Here is a 16,082-nt window from a genome sequence, read left to right as displayed (position 1 = left end):
TCATGTTACCTCGCGAGCATAAAACGCGTGATATCGCGCATCCGGCACAATAAGAGAGATGACAATGACATCGTTACGACACACAGCTTTGGGTCTGGCACTGGGTCTGGCTTTTGCGACGAACGCAATGGCTGTGACCACCATTCCGTTCTGGCATTCCATGGAAGGGGAGTTGGGTAAAGAGGTTGACTCCCTGGCGCAGCGTTTCAACGACACCCACCCGGATTACAAAATTGTGCCGGTGTACAAAGGTAACTACGAGCAGAGCCTGAGCGCGGGCATCGCCGCCTTCCGTACCGGCAACGCGCCTGCGCTGTTACAGGTGTATGAAGTGGGCACCGCCACCATGATGGCCTCGAAAGCTATCAAGCCGGTGTATGAAGTGTTCAAAGAGGCGGGTATCAACTTCGATGAATCCCAGTTCGTGCCGACCGTAGCGGGTTACTACACCGATTCCAAAACCGGTCACCTGCTGTCCCAGCCGTTTAACAGCTCCACGCCGGTGCTGTACTACAACAAAGACGCCTTCAAAAAAGCCGGTTTAGATCCGGAGCAGCCGCCAAAAACCTGGCAGGACCTGGCCGAATACACCGCGAAGCTGAAAGCGGCGGGCATGAAGTGCGGCTACGCCAGCGGCTGGCAGGGCTGGATCCAGATTGAGAACTTCAGCGCCTGGCACGGCCTGCCGGTTGCCACCAAAAACAACGGCTTCGATGGCACCGATGCGGTACTCGAGTTCAACAAACCGGAGCAGGTGAAGCACATTGCGCTGCTTGCCGATCTGAACAAGAAGGGCGACTTCAGCTACTTCGGGCGTAAAGACGAATCCACCGAGAAGTTCTACAACGGCGACTGCGCCATTACCACCGCCTCGTCCGGCTCGCTGGCGGATATTCGTCACTACGCCAAATTCAACTACGGCGTGGGCATGATGCCGTACGACGCTGACGTGAAGGGCGCGCCGCAGAACGCCATCATCGGCGGGGCGAGCCTGTGGGTGATGCAGGGTAAAGATAAGGGCACCTACAAAGGCGTCGCCGAGTTCCTCGATTTCCTGGCCAAGCCGGAAAACGCTGCTGAATGGCACCAGAAGACCGGCTACCTGCCGATCACCAAAGCCGCGTACGACCTGACCCGCGAGCAGGGCTTCTACAGCAAAAACCCGGGCGCGGACATCGCGACGCGTCAGATGCTGAACAAGCCGCCGTTGCCGTTCACTAAAGGCCTGCGTCTGGGCAACATGCCGCAGATCCGCACCATCGTGGATGAAGAGCTGGAAAGCGTGTGGACCGGGAAGAAAACCCCGCAGCAGGCGCTGGATTCCGCAGTAGAGCGCGGGAATCAGCTGCTGCGCCGCTTTGAGCAGTCGACGAAATCGTAATTTGTGATTCGCCCGGTGGCGCTGCGCTTACCGGGCCTACGACGTGCCCCATCCAGGCCGGGTAAGGCGCAGCCGCCACCCGGCATTGTTCAGGAACCCAATCTCCATGTCCTCATCTCGTCCGGTGTTTCGCTCCCGCTGGCTGCCGTACCTGTTGGTCGCGCCTCAGCTGGTCATCACCGTTATCTTCTTTATCTGGCCTGCGGGCGAAGCGCTGTGGTACTCGGTACAAAGCGTCGATCCGTTCGGGCTCTCCAGCCAGTTCGTCGGGCTGGACAACTTTACCGCGCTATTCCATGACAGCTACTACCTGGACTCCTTCTGGACGACGATGAAGTTCAGCGCGCTGGTCACCGTGAGCGGTCTTGTTGCCTCGCTGTTTTTCGCCGCGCTGGTGGATTACGTGGTGCGCGGCAGCCGCCTGTATCAGACCCTGATGCTGCTGCCTTACGCCGTGGCCCCCGCCGTTGCCGCTGTGCTGTGGATCTTCCTGTTTAACCCCGGACGCGGGCTGATTACTCACTTCCTGGCAGAGTTCGGCTACGACTGGAACCACGCCCAGAACAGCGGTCAGGCGATGTTCCTGGTGGTGTTCGCCTCGGTGTGGAAGCAGATTAGCTATAACTTCCTGTTCTTCTTTGCCGCGCTGCAGTCCATTCCGCGCTCGCTGGTGGAGGCCGCCGCGATTGACGGCGCAGGGCCGATTCGGCGCTTCTTCAGGCTGTCCCTGCCGCTGATTGCCCCGGTGAGCTTCTTCCTGCTGGTGGTGAACCTCGTGTACGCCTTCTTCGACACCTTCCCGGTGATCGACGCCGCCACCGCGGGCGGCCCGGTGCAGGCGACAACGACGCTTATTTATAAGATCTACCGCGAAGGTTTTGCGGGGCTGGATCTCTCTGCTTCTGCCGCCCAGTCCGTCGTGCTGATGTTCCTCGTCATCATCCTCACGGTGGTGCAGTTCCGCTATGTTGAAAGTAAGGTGCGCTACCAATGATTGAGAACCGTCGCGGGCTGACGATTTTCAGCCATACCATGCTGATTTTAGGGATTATCGTCATCCTGTTCCCGCTGTACGTGGCCTTTGTCGCCGCCACGCTGGACACCAAAGCGGTGTTCGACACGCCGATGACGCTGATCCCGGGCGGGCATCTTTTCGAGAACATGAAAACCATCTGGACCCAGGGCGTGGGCGCCAACAGCGCGCCGTTCTGGCTGATGATGCTCAACAGCTTCATCATGGCGTTCGGCATTACGGTGGGCAAAATCACGGTGTCGATGCTCTCGGCCTTCGCCATCGTCTGGTTTCGCTTTCCGCTGCGTAACCTGTTCTTCTGGATGATTTTCATCACCCTGATGCTGCCGGTGGAGGTGCGTATCTTCCCGACGGTGGAGGTGATTGCCAACCTGAAGATGCTGGACAGCTACGCGGGCTTAACCCTGCCGCTGATGGCCTCGGCGACCGCCACCTTCCTGTTCCGCCAGTTCTTTATGACCCTGCCGGACGAGCTGATTGAGGCCGCGCGCATCGACGGTGCCTCCCCGATGCGCTTCTTCCGCGACATCGTGCTGCCGCTGTCGAAAACCAACCTTGCGGCGCTGTTTGTGATCACCTTTATCTACGGCTGGAACCAGTACCTGTGGCCGCTGCTGATTATTCAGGACGTCAACCTCGGCACCGCCGTGGCGGGCATCAAAGGCATGATTGCCACCGGTGAAGGCACCACCCTCTGGAACCAGGTGATGGCGGCGATGCTGCTCACCCTAATCCCACCCGTAGTCATTGTTTTAGCCATGCAGCGCGCGTTTGTCCGCGGCCTGGTCGATAGCGAGAAATAAGATGGCAGGTTTAAAACTTCAGGCAGTTACCAAAAGCTGGGACGGTAAAACCCAGGTCATTCAGCCGCTGACGCTCGACGTGGCGGACGGCGAATTTATCGTGATGGTCGGCCCGTCCGGCTGCGGGAAGTCCACGCTGCTGCGCATGGTGGCGGGGCTGGAGCGCGTGACCTCGGGGGACATCTGGATTGACCGCCAGCGCGTCACCGAGATGGAGCCGAAAGACAGGGGCATCGCGATGGTGTTCCAGAACTACGCCCTCTATCCGCACATGAGCGTGGAAGAGAACATGGCCTGGGGGCTGAAAATCCGCGGCATGGGTAAAGGCCATATCGAGGAGCGCGTGAAAGAGGCCGCGCGCATTCTTGAGCTGGACGGCCTGCTGAAGCGCCGCCCGCGCGAGCTCTCCGGCGGCCAGCGCCAGCGCGTGGCAATGGGGCGCGCTATCGTGCGTGACCCGGCGGTATTCCTGTTCGACGAGCCGCTTTCTAACCTCGACGCCAAGCTGCGCGTACAGATGCGCCTCGAATTGCAGCAACTGCACCGTCGTCTTAAAACAACGTCTCTGTACGTGACCCACGATCAGGTCGAAGCCATGACTCTCGCCCAGCGCGTTATGGTGATGAACAAAGGCGTTGCCGAGCAGATTGGCACCCCGGTGGAAGTGTACGAAAAACCGGCCACCCGCTTTGTGGCGAGCTTTATCGGCAGCCCGGCGATGAACCTGCTGGAAGGGCGCATCAGCAGCGCGGGCACCCACTTTGAACTGGAAAGCGGGATGGCGCTGCCGATCAACTGGTACTATCGTGGCTACGCCGGGCGTAAGATGACGCTCGGTATCCGCCCCGAGCATATTGGTTTAACCTCTGAGGCGGACGGCGGCGTGCCGCTGGTGATGGACACGCTGGAGATGTTGGGTGCAGATAACCTGGCGCACGGGCGCTGGGGCGAGCAAAAAATGGTGGTGCGCCTGGCGCATCAGGAGCGCCCGAAAGCGGGCAGCACGCTGTGGCTCCACCTGCCGGAAAACCATCTGCACCTTTTTGACGGTGAAACAGGACAACGAGTATGAGCAACTGGCCTTACCCCCACATCGTCGCCCACCGTGGCGGCGGTAAGCTGGCCCCGGAAAACACCCTGGCGGCGATCGATGTCGGCGCGCGCTACGGCCACACGATGATCGAGTTCGACGCCAAGCTGTCGAAGGACGGCGAAATTTTCCTGCTGCATGACGACAATCTTGAACGCACCAGCAACGGCTGGGGCGTGGCGGGTGAACTGCCGTGGCGCGATCTGCTGAAGGTGGACGCCGGAAGCTGGTTCAGCGGGGAGTTCAAAGGCGAACCGCTGCCGCTGCTGGCGGAGGTGGCAGACCGGTGTCGTCTACATGGCATGATGGCCAACATTGAAATTAAGCCGACCACCGGCACCGGGCCGCTGACGGGCAAAGTGATTGCCCTTGCCGCGCGCGAGCTGTGGGAAGGCATGACCGCGCCGCTGCTGTCGTCGTTTGACATCGACGCGCTGGAGGCCGCACAGGCAGCTGTACCTGAGCTGCCGCGCGGGCTGCTGCTGGACGAGTGGCGTGAGGACTGGCGTGAACTGACGGGCCGCTTAGGCTGCGTCTCTATCCATCTGAACCACAAGCTGCTGGATGAGGCGCGGGTGAAAATGCTGAAAGACGCAGGTCTGCATATTCTGGTCTACACCGTTAACAAACCCCAGCGCGCAGCCGAGCTGCTGCGCTGGGGCGTGGACAGTATCTGTACCGATGCGATTGACCAGATCGGCCCGAAATTTATTTATTGAGCATACTGCCGTTCTGCTGGGTCGGCAGCATATGCTGCTGACCGCTGCTTTGCGACATCCCGCCCCCTAACATCCCGCCGTTTTTATTTGGCAGCGGCTGCTCGCGCACCTGTCCCTGCTGCACGCGCTGGGTGTTGGCGTTCATCTGGTTTTGCAGGCTCTGCTGCTGCATCTGGGTCTGCGTTCTCAGTTGCTGATTGAGCATCCCTTTCTGCTGCTGTTGCTGGCTCATCATCTCGGTCTGCATACGCTGCTGGCTCGGGATGACATAACCCTGCTGGTTCGGGTTGTTCATGGTGTTGAGTGGCTGTGCGAGCGCGGCAAACGGGATCAGCGCCGCAATAATCATCAAGCGTTTCATTGTCATTTCCTCCTCTTGAGGCCTCTCTTAAGTTTACCCTGATTTCACCATGACGATGATTTTTTAGGAGTTGTGAACCAGGCTTAAGCGGGGAATATGGATTCCTTCACCTGGAGAACAATAATGATGAAACCAACCTTCTTGCGCTGGGTCGCCATCGCCGCGCTGATGGCAGGCGGCACATTTACCGTGGCGGCCAACCCGCCCGCCGCTCCTCCCGTCTCTTACGGCGTGGAGGAGGATGTTTTTCACCCCGTGCGGGCCACGCACGGCATGGTGGCCTCGGTTGACGCGCTGGCGACCCAAGTGGGCGTCGATATTCTTAAGCAGGGCGGTAACGCGGTGGATGCAGCGGTCGCGGTCGGGTACGCGCTGGCGGTAACGCACCCGCAGGCGGGGAATCTGGGCGGCGGTGGCTTTATGATGCTGCGCACCAAAGACGGCAAAACCACGGCCATCGACTTCCGCGAAATGGCGCCTTCTCAGGCGTCCCGCGATATGTTCCTCGACGACCAGGGTAACCCTGACAGCAAAAAATCCCTGACCTCGCACCTCGCCTCCGGCACGCCGGGCACCGTTGCGGGCTTCTCGCTGGCGCTGGAAAAATACGGCACGATGCCGCTGAACAAGGTGGTGCAGCCTGCCATCAGGCTGGCGCGGGAGGGCTTTGTGGTCAATGACGCCCTGGCGGACGACCTCAAGACCTACGGCAGTGAAGTCATTCCCAATCACGAAAACAGCAAGGCGATCTTCTGGAAGGACGGTGAGCCGCTGAAGAAGGGCGATAAGCTGGTACAGAAGAATCTCGCCAAAAGCCTGGAGCTGATTGCGGAGCACGGCCCGGACGCGTTCTACAAAGGGGCGATTGCCGACCAGATTGCCGAAGAGATGCAGAAGAACGGCGGGCTTATCACCAAAGCGGATCTGGCGGAATACAGGGCGGTGGAGCGCGAGCCGATTAGCGGCACCTATCGCGGCTACGAGGTGTTCTCCATGCCGCCGCCGTCCTCCGGGGGCATTCACATCGTGCAGATCCTCAATATTCTTGAAAACTTTGATATGCACAAGTTCGGCTTCGGCAGCGCGGATGCCATGCAGGTGATGGCGGAGGCGGAAAAACGCGCCTATGCCGACCGTTCGGAATACCTCGGCGATCCGGACTTCGTGAAGGTGCCGTGGCAGGCGCTGACCAACAAGGCGTATGCAAAATCCATTGCCGATCAGATCGACATCAACAAGGCTAAGCCGTCGAGCGAGATCCGCCCCGGCAAGCTGGCGCCGTATGAAAGCAACCAGACCACCCACTTCTCGGTGGTGGATAAAGACGGCAATGCGGTGGCGGTAACCTATACGCTCAACACCACCTTTGGCACCGGGATCGTAGCGGGTAACAGCGGCATTCTGCTGAACAACGAGATGGATGACTTCTCCGCCAAGCCGGGCGTGCCAAACGTCTACGGGCTGGTCGGCGGCGATGCGAATGCGGTGGGGCCGAAGAAGCGTCCGCTGTCGTCCATGTCGCCAACCATCGTGGTGAAAGACGGGAAAACCTGGCTGGTGACCGGCAGCCCTGGCGGGAGCCGCATCATAACTACCGTGCTACAAATGGTGGTGAACAGCATCGACTTTGGCATGAACGTCGCCGAGGCGACCAATGCGCCGCGTTTCCATCATCAGTGGCTGCCGGATGAACTGCGCGTGGAGAAGGGCTTTAGCCCGGACACCATCAAGCTGCTGGAGCAGCGCGGACAGAAGGTTGCGGTGAAAGAGGCGATGGGCAGCACCCAGAGCATTATGGTGGGGCCAGACGGCGCGCTGTTTGGCGCGTCGGATCCGCGTTCGGTGGATGATTTGACGGCGGGGTACTGATTATTCCCCTCACTCTAACCCTCTCCCCAAAGGGGAGAGGGGAGTGTGTCACTTCATTCTCGCCATGAAGTACGCGTCCACATATTCGCCGTTGCGCAGGGCGTAGCGCTTGCCGGTGCCTTCAATTACGAACCCGTGCTTTTTGTACACCGCGATTGCCGGTTCGTTATCAACAAATACCGTTAATTCAATGCGATCGACGCGCAGCCAGTTGTCGCACATATCAATCATGGTTCGCATCAGCGCGCTGGCAACGCCCCGATTTTGCCATTGCGCACCCACACAAATACCGAAATCGGCAACGTGGCTGCGACGCGGGCGTTGTGCGACGGCAATGCACAGGTGCCCGGCGACGGTCCCGTCGATACAAGCCACCAGCTGTTTAATGCCGGGCTGATCGGTTAGCCGGTCATGCCACATCTGCTCTGAGGGATGAGGAACCTGTAGCGTGTTGTGGTACACCTCCGGCTGGGCGTGGATCTGACGAATGGCATCGTAATCTCTCGGTTCAGCGTGGCGTATCACTATCTCACTCATTCCTTGTTCCTCAGTCGGTTAAAAGTCCCCTCCAACATCAATGACTTTAAAATTTGAGTCAACCGCTATTTTTTGCAAAAAGTATTGGACAAGTGCGAATGAGAATGATTATTATTGCTTTGCATTCAGGAGGACCCCTACGGGAACCTGAAAGCACGACATTGCTCACATTGCTTCCAGTATTACTTTAGCCAGCTTCTCGCTGGCTTTTTTTTTGTTATGGTTAAACTCAGTAACCTTCTAAAAGGACTGAGCCATGACACTACATTGCGCATTTATTGGATTTGGCAAAAGCACCACGCGTTACCACCTTCCGTATGTCCTCCACCGTAAAGATACCTGGCATGTGGCCCATATTTACCGCCGCCGCGCGAAGCCGGAAGAGCAATCCCCGCAGTATTCCCACATTCACTTCACCAGCGATCTCGATGAAGTATTGAATGACCCGCAGGTAAAGCTGGTGGTTGTCTGCACCCATGCCGACAGCCATTTTGACTATGCGAAACGCGCGCTCGAAGCGGGGAAGAACGTGCTGGTGGAAAAGCCGTTCACCCCGACCATTGCCGAAGCGAAAGCGCTGTTTACGCTGGCGAAAAACAAAGGGCTGACCGTCACACCGTATCAGAACCGTCGCTTTGACAGCTGTTTCCTGACGGCGAAAAAGGCGATTGAGAGCGGCAAGCTTGGCGACATTGTGGAAATCGAAAGCCACTTCGATTACTACCGCCCGGTGGCGGAAACCCAGCCCGGCCTGCCGCAGGACGGCTCGTTCTATGGTCTGGGCGTACACACCATGGACCAGATCATCTCCCTGTTTGGCCGCCCGGACCACGTGGCTTACGACATCCGCAGCCTGCGCAATAAAGCCAACCCGGACGACACCTTCGAGGCGCAGCTGTTCTACGGCGACCTTAAGGCTATCGTTAAAACCAGTCATCTGGTGAAAATCGACTACCCAAAATTTATCGTTCATGGCACCAAAGGTTCGTTCATTAAGTACGGCATTGACCAGCAGGAGACCAGCCTGAAGGCCAACATCATGCCGGGCGAACCGGGCTTTGCGGCGGACGATTCCGTGGGCGTGCTGGAGTATGTGAACGATGAGGGCGTAACGGTCAAAGAAGAGCTGAAACCGGAAACCGGCGACTATGGCCGCGTCTACGATGCGCTGTATGAAACCCTTACCAGCGGCGCGCCGAATTACGTCAAGGAATCTGACGTTTTGACCAACCTTGAAATCCTTGAACGGGCCTTCGAGCAGGCTTCTCCTGCCACGGTAACCCTCGCGAAATAAGCAAAAACGACTCCTCTGGGCTTGTTCATAATTTTTGAACAGAGGAGTCAATTTTCACCCTCTATGATCCCCGACCGTTTGAGTCCACACTTACTCCATCGAAACGAACTGAGGGTGAAAACAATGATCTACTTACGCAAAGCAAACGAACGCGGTCACGCAAATCATGGCTGGCTGGACTCATGGCATTCATTCTCGTTTGCCGACTACTACGACCCGAACTTCATGGGCTTCTCCGCGCTGCGCGTGATTAACGACGACGTGATTGATGCAGGCCAGGGCTTCGGTACCCACCCGCACAAAGACATGGAAATCCTGACCTACGTGCTGGAAGGGGCGGTTGAGCACCAGGACAGCATGGGCAACAAAGAGCAGGTGCCGGCGGGCGAGTTCCAGATTATGAGCGCGGGTACCGGGGTGCGTCACTCTGAGTACAACCCGAGCAAAACGGAAAAATTGCACCTGTATCAAATCTGGATCATTCCAGAAGAGACCGGCATCACGCCACGCTACGAGCAGCGCCGCTTCGACGCGAAACAGGGCAAACAGCTGGTGCTGTCCCCGGACGCGCGTGAAGGTTCCCTGAAAGTGCATCAGGATATGGAGCTGTACCGCTGGGCGCTGGCGAAAGACGAACAGTCCGTGCACCAGATTGCCGCCAACCGCCGCGTCTGGATCCAGGTGGTGAAAGGGGAAGTGTCTATCAACGGCACCAAAGCCACCACCGCCGATGGTCTGGCCGTCTGGGATGAGCAGGCGCTCTCCGTGCACGCCGACAGCGAAAGCGAAATCCTGCTGTTTGACCTGCCTCCGGTCTAAATAATTTCTCAACCTTCCCTTTAAACGGGGAAGGTTGAGCTTTGTCCGTGATAAACTGAGCAAATCTCTCACTTCAAGATTTCTCAGGACGATGAAAAAGAAACGCCCCGTACTTCAGGATGTCGCCGATCGCGTCGGTGTGACCAAAATGACGGTCAGCCGTTTTTTACGTAACCCGGAACAGGTTTCCGTGGCGTTGCGTGGCAAGATTGCCGCCGCCCTTGATGAACTGGGTTATATTCCCAACCGCGCCCCCGATATTCTCTCCAATGCGACCAGCCGTGCGGTGGGCGTTCTGCTTCCTTCCCTGACCAACCAGGTTTTCGCTGAAGTTCTGCGCGGCATTGAAAGCGTCACCGATGCGTTTGGCTACCAGACCATGCTCGCTCACTATGGGTACAAGCCGGAACTGGAAGAGGAACGTCTTGAATCAATGCTTTCCTGGAACATTGACGGTCTGATTTTAACCGAACGTACCCACACGCCGCGCACGCTCAAAATGATTGAAGTCGCCGGTATTCCGGTGGTGGAGCTCATGGACAGCCAGTCGCCATGCCTCGACATCGCCGTTGGGTTCGATAACTTTGAAGCGGCTCGTCAGATGACAGCGGCGATCATCGCCCGTGGTCATCGTCATATTGCCTACTTGGGTGCGCGTCTTGATGAACGTACTATCATCAAACAGAAGGGATACGAGCAGGCGATGCTCGACGCAAATTTAACCCCGTACAGCGTGATGGTGGAGCAGTCCTCATCTTACACCTCGGGTATTGAGCTGATGCGTCAGGCACGACGCGAGTATCCGCAACTGGACGGTATTTTCTGTACCAACGATGACCTTGCGGTCGGTGCAGCGTTCGAATGCCAGCGTCTGGGGTTGAAGATCCCTGAGGATATGGCGATTGCCGGCTTCCACGGCCACGATATTGGTCAGGTGATGGAGCCGCGTCTGGCGAGCGTTCTGACACCGCGTGAACGCATGGGCCGCATTGGTGCAGAACGCCTGCTGGCGCGCATTCGTGGAGAGACGGTTACCCCTAAAATGTTAGATTTAGGTTTCACCTTGTCACCGGGTGGATCTATTTGAACTGACAAATTTGAAGTAGCTCACACTTATTCACTTCGCGCACGTTTGGATATTGCTTCTCTTTTGCCCCAGCAGGACAATGTTACCGATAACTGTTACCCGTAACAATTGACTGAGGGACACCCTTTGAGCACGACTAATCACGATCACCACGTTTACGTCCTGATGGGCGTGTCCGGTAGCGGTAAATCTGCCGTGGCGAGCGAAGTGGCGCATCAACTTCAGGCTGCGTTTCTTGATGGTGACTTCCTCCATCCGCGCAGCAACATCATGAAAATGGCCTCCGGCGAACCGCTGAACGATGACGACCGCAAACCGTGGTTGCAGGCGCTGAATGACGCCGCGTTCGCGATGCAGCGCACCAACAAAGTTTCCCTGATCGTCTGCTCCGCGCTGAAAAAAACCTACCGCGACCTGCTGCGCGACGGCAATCCGAACCTCTCGTTCATCTACCTGAAAGGCGATTTCGGGGTGATTGAAAGCCGTCTGAAAGCGCGTAAAGGCCACTTCTTTAAAACCCAGATGCTGGTGACGCAGTTCGAAGCGCTTCAGGAGCCGGGTGAAGATGAAAAAGACGTCTTAGTGGTTGATATCGATCAGCCGCTGGAAGGTGTTGTAGCCAGCACCATCGAGGTCATTAACAAAAGGCAGTAAGTTTTGAGTACATTAACGCTAGTTTTGACAGCAGTGGGTTCGGTATTGCTGCTGCTGTTTTTAGTGATGAAGGCGCGTATGCACGCTTTCGTTGCTTTGATGGTGGTTTCTATTGGTGCAGGTCTCTTTTCCGGTATGCCGCTCGACAAGATCGCCGCGACGATGGAAAAAGGGATGGGAGGCACGCTGGGCTTCCTGGCGATTGTGGTCGCGCTGGGCGCGATGTTTGGCAAGATTCTGCATGAGACGGGCGCGGTCGACCAGATTGCCGTCAAAATGCTCAAATCCTTCGGGCACAGCCGCGCGCACTACGCGATTGGCCTGGCCGGTCTGATTTGCGCACTGCCGCTGTTCTTCGAAGTGGCGGTGGTGCTGCTCATCAGCGTCGCCTTCTCCATGGCGCGCCATACCGGCACTAACCTCGTGAAGCTGGTCATTCCGCTGTTTGCGGGCGTGGCGGCGGCTGCGGCGTTTCTGCTGCCAGGGCCGGCGCCGATGCTGCTGGCCTCCCAGATGCACGCCGACTTTGGCTGGATGATCCTGATTGGCCTGTGTGCGGCCATCCCGGGGATGATTATTGCCGGGCCGCTGTGGGGCAACTTCATCAGCCGTTACGTTGAGCTGCACATCCCGGACGACATCTCCGAGCCGCACCTGGGCGAAGGCAAAATGCCGTCATTCGGCTTTAGCCTTTCTTTGATCCTGCTCCCGCTGGTGCTGGTGGGCCTGAAAACCATCGCCGCGCGCTTTGTGCCGGTCGGTTCTACCGCCTACGAATGGTTTGAGTTCATTGGTCACCCGTTCACGGCGATCCTGGTGGCGTGCCTGGTGGCGATTTACGGCCTGGCGATGCGTCAAGGGATGCCAAAAGACCGGGTGATGGAGATCTGCGGTGCGGCGCTGCAGCCTGCGGGGATTATCCTGCTGGTTATCGGTGCAGGCGGCGTGTTCAAGCAGGTGCTGGTGGATTCCGGCGTGGGCCCGGCTCTGGGTGAAGCACTGACCGGAATGGGCCTGCCGATTGCGGTAACCTGCTTCGTGCTGGCTGCGGCGGTGCGCATCATTCAGGGTTCCGCCACCGTGGCGTGCTTAACCGCCGTGGGTCTGGTGATGCCGGTAATTGAACAGCTCAACTACTCCGGTGCCCAGATGGCCGCGCTGTCTATCTGCATCGCGGGCGGTTCGATTGTCGTCTCGCACGTTAACGACGCCGGCTTCTGGCTGTTCGGCAAGTTTACCGGCGCGACCGAAGCGCAAACGCTGAAAACCTGGACGCTGATGGAAACCATCCTCGGCACCACCGGGGCCATTGTCGGGATGATTGCCTTTACGCTGCTCAGCTAAATGCAATGATTTAACAAGGCAAAAAAGGCCCGGTAGCGTCAGCGCTTACCGGGCCTTTTTTATTATCCAGGGCATCAGGCCGGGCCATAACCCGGCATTGTGTTACTCGCCCTGCGTCGCGCTCTCAATGGTCAAACGCACGTCTGAGGTAATCAGCTCTGCCAGCATCTGGTACACCTTCAGCGTCTCTTCCGGCTCGGCATCACCCGTATCGCTGATGAAGCCTTCGTCACGCAGCGTCAGCACCAGCGAGCTGAAGACCGCTTTGTCGAAGAATTCCGGGGCGTTAATGCCGTGCAGCACGGACAGACGCTGTGCCAGCGTCCGGCTCTCTTTCTCCAGCGTGCCGCGGTTGATGGACGGGTTCGCGCTCAGCAGCCAGAACGTAATGGCGTAGCGCTGCAGCGTTTCGCGCGCACCGGCCGCCAGCAGTTGCAGGGTACGGGAGCGTGACGGATTGATGTGCAGCTCGTCGTTCGCAACGGTGATCAGCCCCTGACGGCGCAGCTCTTCCGTCAGTTTATCCAGCTCAACGGCCAGCTCTTCCTTGCTCCAGCGCAGGAATAGCTCTGCTTTAAGCATCGGGTAGAGCGTCTCAACGTGGCGCAACAGCTCCTGACGTGAAATACGGCGATGCTGGGTGATAATGGCCGCCATGAGCGACGGCAGCATCAGCATATGAGCGATGTTGTTGCGGTAGTACGTCATCAGTACGGCCTGCTCGCGCGGCAGAATGATGATATCGCCGATCGTATCTTTCTCGACTTCGAACTTATTCATCTGCAGCGCGTGATCGATAAGCTCGCTGGCGGTAGCAGAAGGAGCTGTCGAATCAACCGAGTATGGCACGTTGCGCATCATGTCCAGATAGCAGTCCAGCTGCTCCGTGAGCTGTTCACGGGTCAGGGAACGCTGACGTGAAGCCAGCAGCGCCGTACAGCACAGGTTCATCGCATTGGCCGCACCGGCGTTGTTAATGCGCACCATCAGCTCGGACGCGATACCGTTCACCGTTGGCGTCAGCCAGGCCGGACGCACCGCTTCGATAGGATCGATAGACTCGCGCCAATCCGGAACATGATGGTTCAGATACGTCATCAGCGGCATCGGCTCGCCAAAGTTTACGTAGCCCTGACCCAGGTTGCGTAACTTGCTCAGGCCGCGCAGCATCTGCGGCAGGCTCTCTTTCTCTTTGGTCGCGCCGCGCAGCTCTTTCGCGTAGGTGCCCACTTCCATCACGTGCTCATAGCCAATGTAAATTGGCACGAGCGTGATTGGACGCGTACCGCCGCGCAGCATCGCCTGAATGGTCATCGACAGCGTGCCGGTCTTCGGATCGAGCAGACGACCGGTACGGGAGCGCCCGCCCTCCACGAAGTACTCTACGGAGTAGCCGCGGCTGAACAGCTCGCCGAGATACTCGCGGAACACGGTGGAGTAGAGCTTGTTGCCCTTGAAGGTACGACGAATAAAGAACGCACCCAGGCGGCGGAAAATCGGGCCTGCTGGCCAGAAGTTCAGGTTAATACCGGCGGCAATGTGCGGCGGTACCAGTCCCTGGTGATAGAGCACGTAGGAGAGAAGCAGGTAGTCCATGTGGCTGCGGTGGCAGGGGACATAGACAATCTCATGACCATCGTGCGCCAGCTGACGTACACGCTCAGCGTTATGCACGTTGATGCCCTGATACAGGCGGTTCCAGGTAAAGCCGAGAATACGATCGGACAGGCGAATCATCTCGTAGGAGAAGTTCGCTGCGATCTCTTCCATCAGCGCAATGGCATTCTGCTGGGCTTTCTCATGGGAAATTTTCTTGCTGCGCGCTTCGTCTTCAACGGCGCGGGCGATCGCTTTGGAGGCCAGCAGCTTGTTGAACAGGTCCTGACGCGCCGGAAGACGTGGCCCTACGGCCGCCAGGCGCTGACGGGCAAAGTGCATACGCGCCACGCGCGCCAGTTTTTGCGCGATGATCTTGTCAGTGCCGTGCTCGTCCGCCATTCGGCGAAGGGAGACGGAAGGGGAGAAGCGCACAAAGCTGTCGCGTCCCAGCCAGGAGACCGCGAAGAACTTCTGGATGCCGTTAAGCATGCGCAGCGGCGGGTTCTCTTCGCCTTTTTCGCGGCCCGGACGGCGACCAAACATCACCGATACCGGCACCATCTGCACATCCAGGTCAGGATTGCTGCGGTGCAGGTCGAGATAGTCGTGGAACAGCTTGATGGACTCTTCTTTCGGTGTGTAATAGGTAAACACGCGCGGCCCGCCGTGAATGAACACGTAGCGCGGCAGCAAAGTGCCGTCAACTTCCAGTGGTTCAAGCGGATCGGGTAAATCATGCGCCAGACACTGGGCACGGAGCGTTAGCAGGTCGGCCTTAGAGTTATAAGGCAAAACGTACATAATAGGGCGCGACGTATCGAGCCCCAGTTCCAGCGCGGGTTCTGCTGGGATAGACTTGCTTTTTACCAGTATGCTTAATGGTAAATTAAGTAATTTGTAGTAAATTCGTGGCCAGCCGGACATAAACGATGTAAAGCCTCTGGTTAATAATGCAATTGCGGCGCAAGGATAACAGAAAGCGCGCAAAATTTCTGTTGTTACCCGTCATACTTCAGGCGGCAGCGAAACGCGCTGCAGCTCCTGTTACTGACGCTCTTTTTTAAAAAAGGTTCTTTTAATGGCCAATAATACCACTGGGTTGACGCGTATCATCAAAGCCGCCGGCTATTCATGGAAAGGTTTCCGTGCCGCGTGGGTCAATGAAGCTGCTTTTCGCCAGGAAGGTGTCGCCGCTATCGTCGCGGTTATCATCGCCTGTTTCCTTGATGTAGATGCCATTACCCGCGTGCTTCTCATCGGTTCCGTACTTCTGGTGATGATAGTGGAAATTCTCAATAGCGCTATTGAGGCCGTGGTCGACCGGATCGGTTCTGAATTTCACGAGCTCTCTGGCCGTGCGAAAGATATGGGCTCCGCCGCTGTCCTGCTGGCGATTATCACCGCAGCCATTACCTGGGTCACGCTGCTTTGGTCACATTTCCGATGATGCTCGAGGAATAATTAAGTCCCTGGTTTTTTGTGCAGTTTTTGG

The 16,082-nt window shown here is 57.7% G+C and carries 15 protein-coding genes; 12 read left to right on the top strand and 3 right to left on the bottom strand.

Going from position 1 to position 16,082, the window contains the following annotated elements; translation table 11 throughout:
* Positions 1-64 precede the first annotated feature (64 nt).
* The 5 genes from ugpB (at position 65) to ugpQ (ending at position 5,026) form a co-directional block, all read left to right on the top strand.
* Positions 65-1,381, top strand: a complete 1,317-nt coding sequence (gene ugpB / locus INF77_RS10835; protein WP_023310025.1) for a sn-glycerol-3-phosphate ABC transporter substrate-binding protein UgpB — start codon at positions 65-67, stop codon at positions 1,379-1,381.
* Positions 1,382-1,487: 106 nt separating this feature from the next.
* Positions 1,488-2,375, top strand: coding sequence for a sn-glycerol-3-phosphate ABC transporter permease UgpA (gene ugpA, locus INF77_RS10830; RefSeq protein WP_023618241.1), 888 nt, complete (start codon positions 1,488-1,490; stop codon positions 2,373-2,375).
* Entirely contained in the window at positions 2,372-3,217 is an 846-nt protein-coding gene (gene ugpE, locus INF77_RS10825) for a sn-glycerol-3-phosphate ABC transporter permease UgpE (protein WP_028015153.1), read from the top strand. The genes ugpA and ugpE overlap by 4 nt, the downstream gene beginning before the upstream one ends.
* Position 3,218: 1 nt before the next feature.
* On the top strand, positions 3,219-4,289 hold the full coding sequence (locus INF77_RS10820; RefSeq protein WP_193532245.1) for a sn-glycerol-3-phosphate import ATP-binding protein UgpC: 1,071 nt from the start codon (positions 3,219-3,221) through the stop codon (positions 4,287-4,289).
* The gene (gene ugpQ, locus INF77_RS10815) at positions 4,286-5,026 is read left to right on the top strand and encodes a glycerophosphodiester phosphodiesterase (RefSeq protein WP_193532246.1); all 741 of its coding nucleotides are present in this window, start codon (positions 4,286-4,288) and stop codon (positions 5,024-5,026) included. The genes INF77_RS10820 and ugpQ overlap by 4 nt, the downstream gene beginning before the upstream one ends.
* On the opposite strand, the gene INF77_RS10810 is transcribed toward ugpQ, so the two are convergent.
* A complete protein-coding gene (locus tag INF77_RS10810) occupies positions 5,016-5,387 on the bottom strand; it encodes a DUF2756 family protein (RefSeq protein WP_045260950.1) in 372 nt (123 codons plus the stop codon). The two genes, ugpQ and INF77_RS10810, sit on opposite strands and share 11 nt — an antisense overlap.
* 123 nt (positions 5,388-5,510) lie before the next feature.
* On the opposite strand from INF77_RS10810, the gene ggt reads away from it, so the two are divergent.
* The gene (gene ggt / locus INF77_RS10805) at positions 5,511-7,256 is read left to right on the top strand and encodes a gamma-glutamyltransferase (RefSeq protein WP_074171895.1); all 1,746 of its coding nucleotides are present in this window, start codon (positions 5,511-5,513) and stop codon (positions 7,254-7,256) included.
* A 48-nt stretch (positions 7,257-7,304) separates the two neighbouring features.
* On the opposite strand, the gene yhhY is transcribed toward ggt, so the two are convergent.
* Positions 7,305-7,793, bottom strand: a complete 489-nt coding sequence (yhhY, locus tag INF77_RS10800) for an N-acetyltransferase (RefSeq protein WP_063155548.1) — start codon at positions 7,791-7,793, stop codon at positions 7,305-7,307.
* 256 nt (positions 7,794-8,049) lie between these two features.
* Between yhhY and INF77_RS10795 the strand changes: the two genes are divergently transcribed.
* The 5 genes from INF77_RS10795 (at position 8,050) to gntU (ending at position 12,991) form a co-directional block, all read left to right on the top strand.
* Positions 8,050-9,087 carry an oxidoreductase gene (locus INF77_RS10795; protein WP_049137655.1) on the top strand — a complete coding sequence of 346 codons (1,038 nt, stop codon included), beginning with the start codon at positions 8,050-8,052 and terminating at the stop codon, positions 9,085-9,087.
* A 123-nt stretch (positions 9,088-9,210) separates the two neighbouring features.
* Positions 9,211-9,906: a pirin family protein gene (locus tag INF77_RS10790; protein ID WP_003861565.1), complete on the top strand. Its 696-nt coding sequence runs from the start codon at positions 9,211-9,213 to the stop codon at positions 9,904-9,906.
* Positions 9,907-9,997: 91 nt separating this feature from the next.
* Positions 9,998-10,993, top strand: a complete 996-nt coding sequence (gene gntR / locus INF77_RS10785) for a gluconate operon transcriptional repressor GntR (protein ID WP_041911546.1) — start codon at positions 9,998-10,000, stop codon at positions 10,991-10,993.
* Positions 10,994-11,119: 126 nt separating this feature from the next.
* Positions 11,120-11,647, top strand: coding sequence for a gluconokinase (gene gntK / locus INF77_RS10780; protein ID WP_045260947.1), 528 nt, complete (start codon positions 11,120-11,122; stop codon positions 11,645-11,647).
* A gap of 3 nt (positions 11,648-11,650) precedes the next feature.
* On the top strand, positions 11,651-12,991 hold the full coding sequence (gntU, locus tag INF77_RS10775) for a gluconate transporter (RefSeq protein WP_023295539.1): 1,341 nt from the start codon (positions 11,651-11,653) through the stop codon (positions 12,989-12,991).
* A 102-nt stretch (positions 12,992-13,093) separates the two neighbouring features.
* Here gntU and plsB read toward each other — a convergent pair whose 3' ends face one another.
* A complete protein-coding gene (gene plsB / locus INF77_RS10770) occupies positions 13,094-15,514 on the bottom strand; it encodes a glycerol-3-phosphate 1-O-acyltransferase PlsB (RefSeq protein WP_028015161.1) in 2,421 nt (806 codons plus the stop codon).
* A gap of 154 nt (positions 15,515-15,668) precedes the next feature.
* Between plsB and INF77_RS10765 the strand changes: the two genes are divergently transcribed.
* Positions 15,669-16,037: a diacylglycerol kinase gene (locus INF77_RS10765; protein WP_049137653.1), complete on the top strand. Its 369-nt coding sequence runs from the start codon at positions 15,669-15,671 to the stop codon at positions 16,035-16,037.
* Positions 16,038-16,082: the final 45 nt, after the last annotated feature.

It is taken from the genome of Enterobacter cloacae complex sp. P1B (assembly GCF_014982345.1).
In the GTDB taxonomy this organism is placed as follows: domain Bacteria; phylum Pseudomonadota; class Gammaproteobacteria; order Enterobacterales; family Enterobacteriaceae; genus Enterobacter; species Enterobacter bugandensis.
Note: the sequence above shows the minus strand (reverse complement) of the source record. Positions and strands in the feature narration are given on the sequence as shown.

Bases quoted from the DNA above. Each gene is read 5' to 3' on its own strand.
- ugpB (WP_023310025.1), top strand. From the start codon at position 65: ATGACATCGTTACGACACACAGCTTTGGGTCTGGCACTGGGTCTGGCT.
- INF77_RS10795 (WP_049137655.1), top strand. From the start codon at position 8,050: ATGACACTACATTGCGCATTTATTGGATTTGGCAAAAGCACCACGCGT.
- INF77_RS10790 (WP_003861565.1), top strand. From the start codon at position 9,211: ATGATCTACTTACGCAAAGCAAACGAACGCGGTCACGCAAATCATGGC.
- ggt (WP_074171895.1), top strand. From the start codon at position 5,511: ATGATGAAACCAACCTTCTTGCGCTGGGTCGCCATCGCCGCGCTGATG.
- ugpA (WP_023618241.1), top strand. From the start codon at position 1,488: ATGTCCTCATCTCGTCCGGTGTTTCGCTCCCGCTGGCTGCCGTACCTG.
- INF77_RS10820 (WP_193532245.1), top strand. From the start codon at position 3,219: ATGGCAGGTTTAAAACTTCAGGCAGTTACCAAAAGCTGGGACGGTAAA.
- INF77_RS10810 (WP_045260950.1), bottom strand. From the start codon at position 5,387: ATGAAACGCTTGATGATTATTGCGGCGCTGATCCCGTTTGCCGCGCTC.
- yhhY (WP_063155548.1), bottom strand. From the start codon at position 7,793: ATGAGTGAGATAGTGATACGCCACGCTGAACCGAGAGATTACGATGCC.
- ugpE (WP_028015153.1), top strand. From the start codon at position 2,372: ATGATTGAGAACCGTCGCGGGCTGACGATTTTCAGCCATACCATGCTG.
- ugpQ (WP_193532246.1), top strand. From the start codon at position 4,286: ATGAGCAACTGGCCTTACCCCCACATCGTCGCCCACCGTGGCGGCGGT.
- plsB (WP_028015161.1), bottom strand. From the start codon at position 15,514: ATGTCCGGCTGGCCACGAATTTACTACAAATTACTTAATTTACCATTA.
- gntR (WP_041911546.1), top strand. From the start codon at position 9,998: ATGAAAAAGAAACGCCCCGTACTTCAGGATGTCGCCGATCGCGTCGGT.
- INF77_RS10765 (WP_049137653.1), top strand. From the start codon at position 15,669: ATGGCCAATAATACCACTGGGTTGACGCGTATCATCAAAGCCGCCGGC.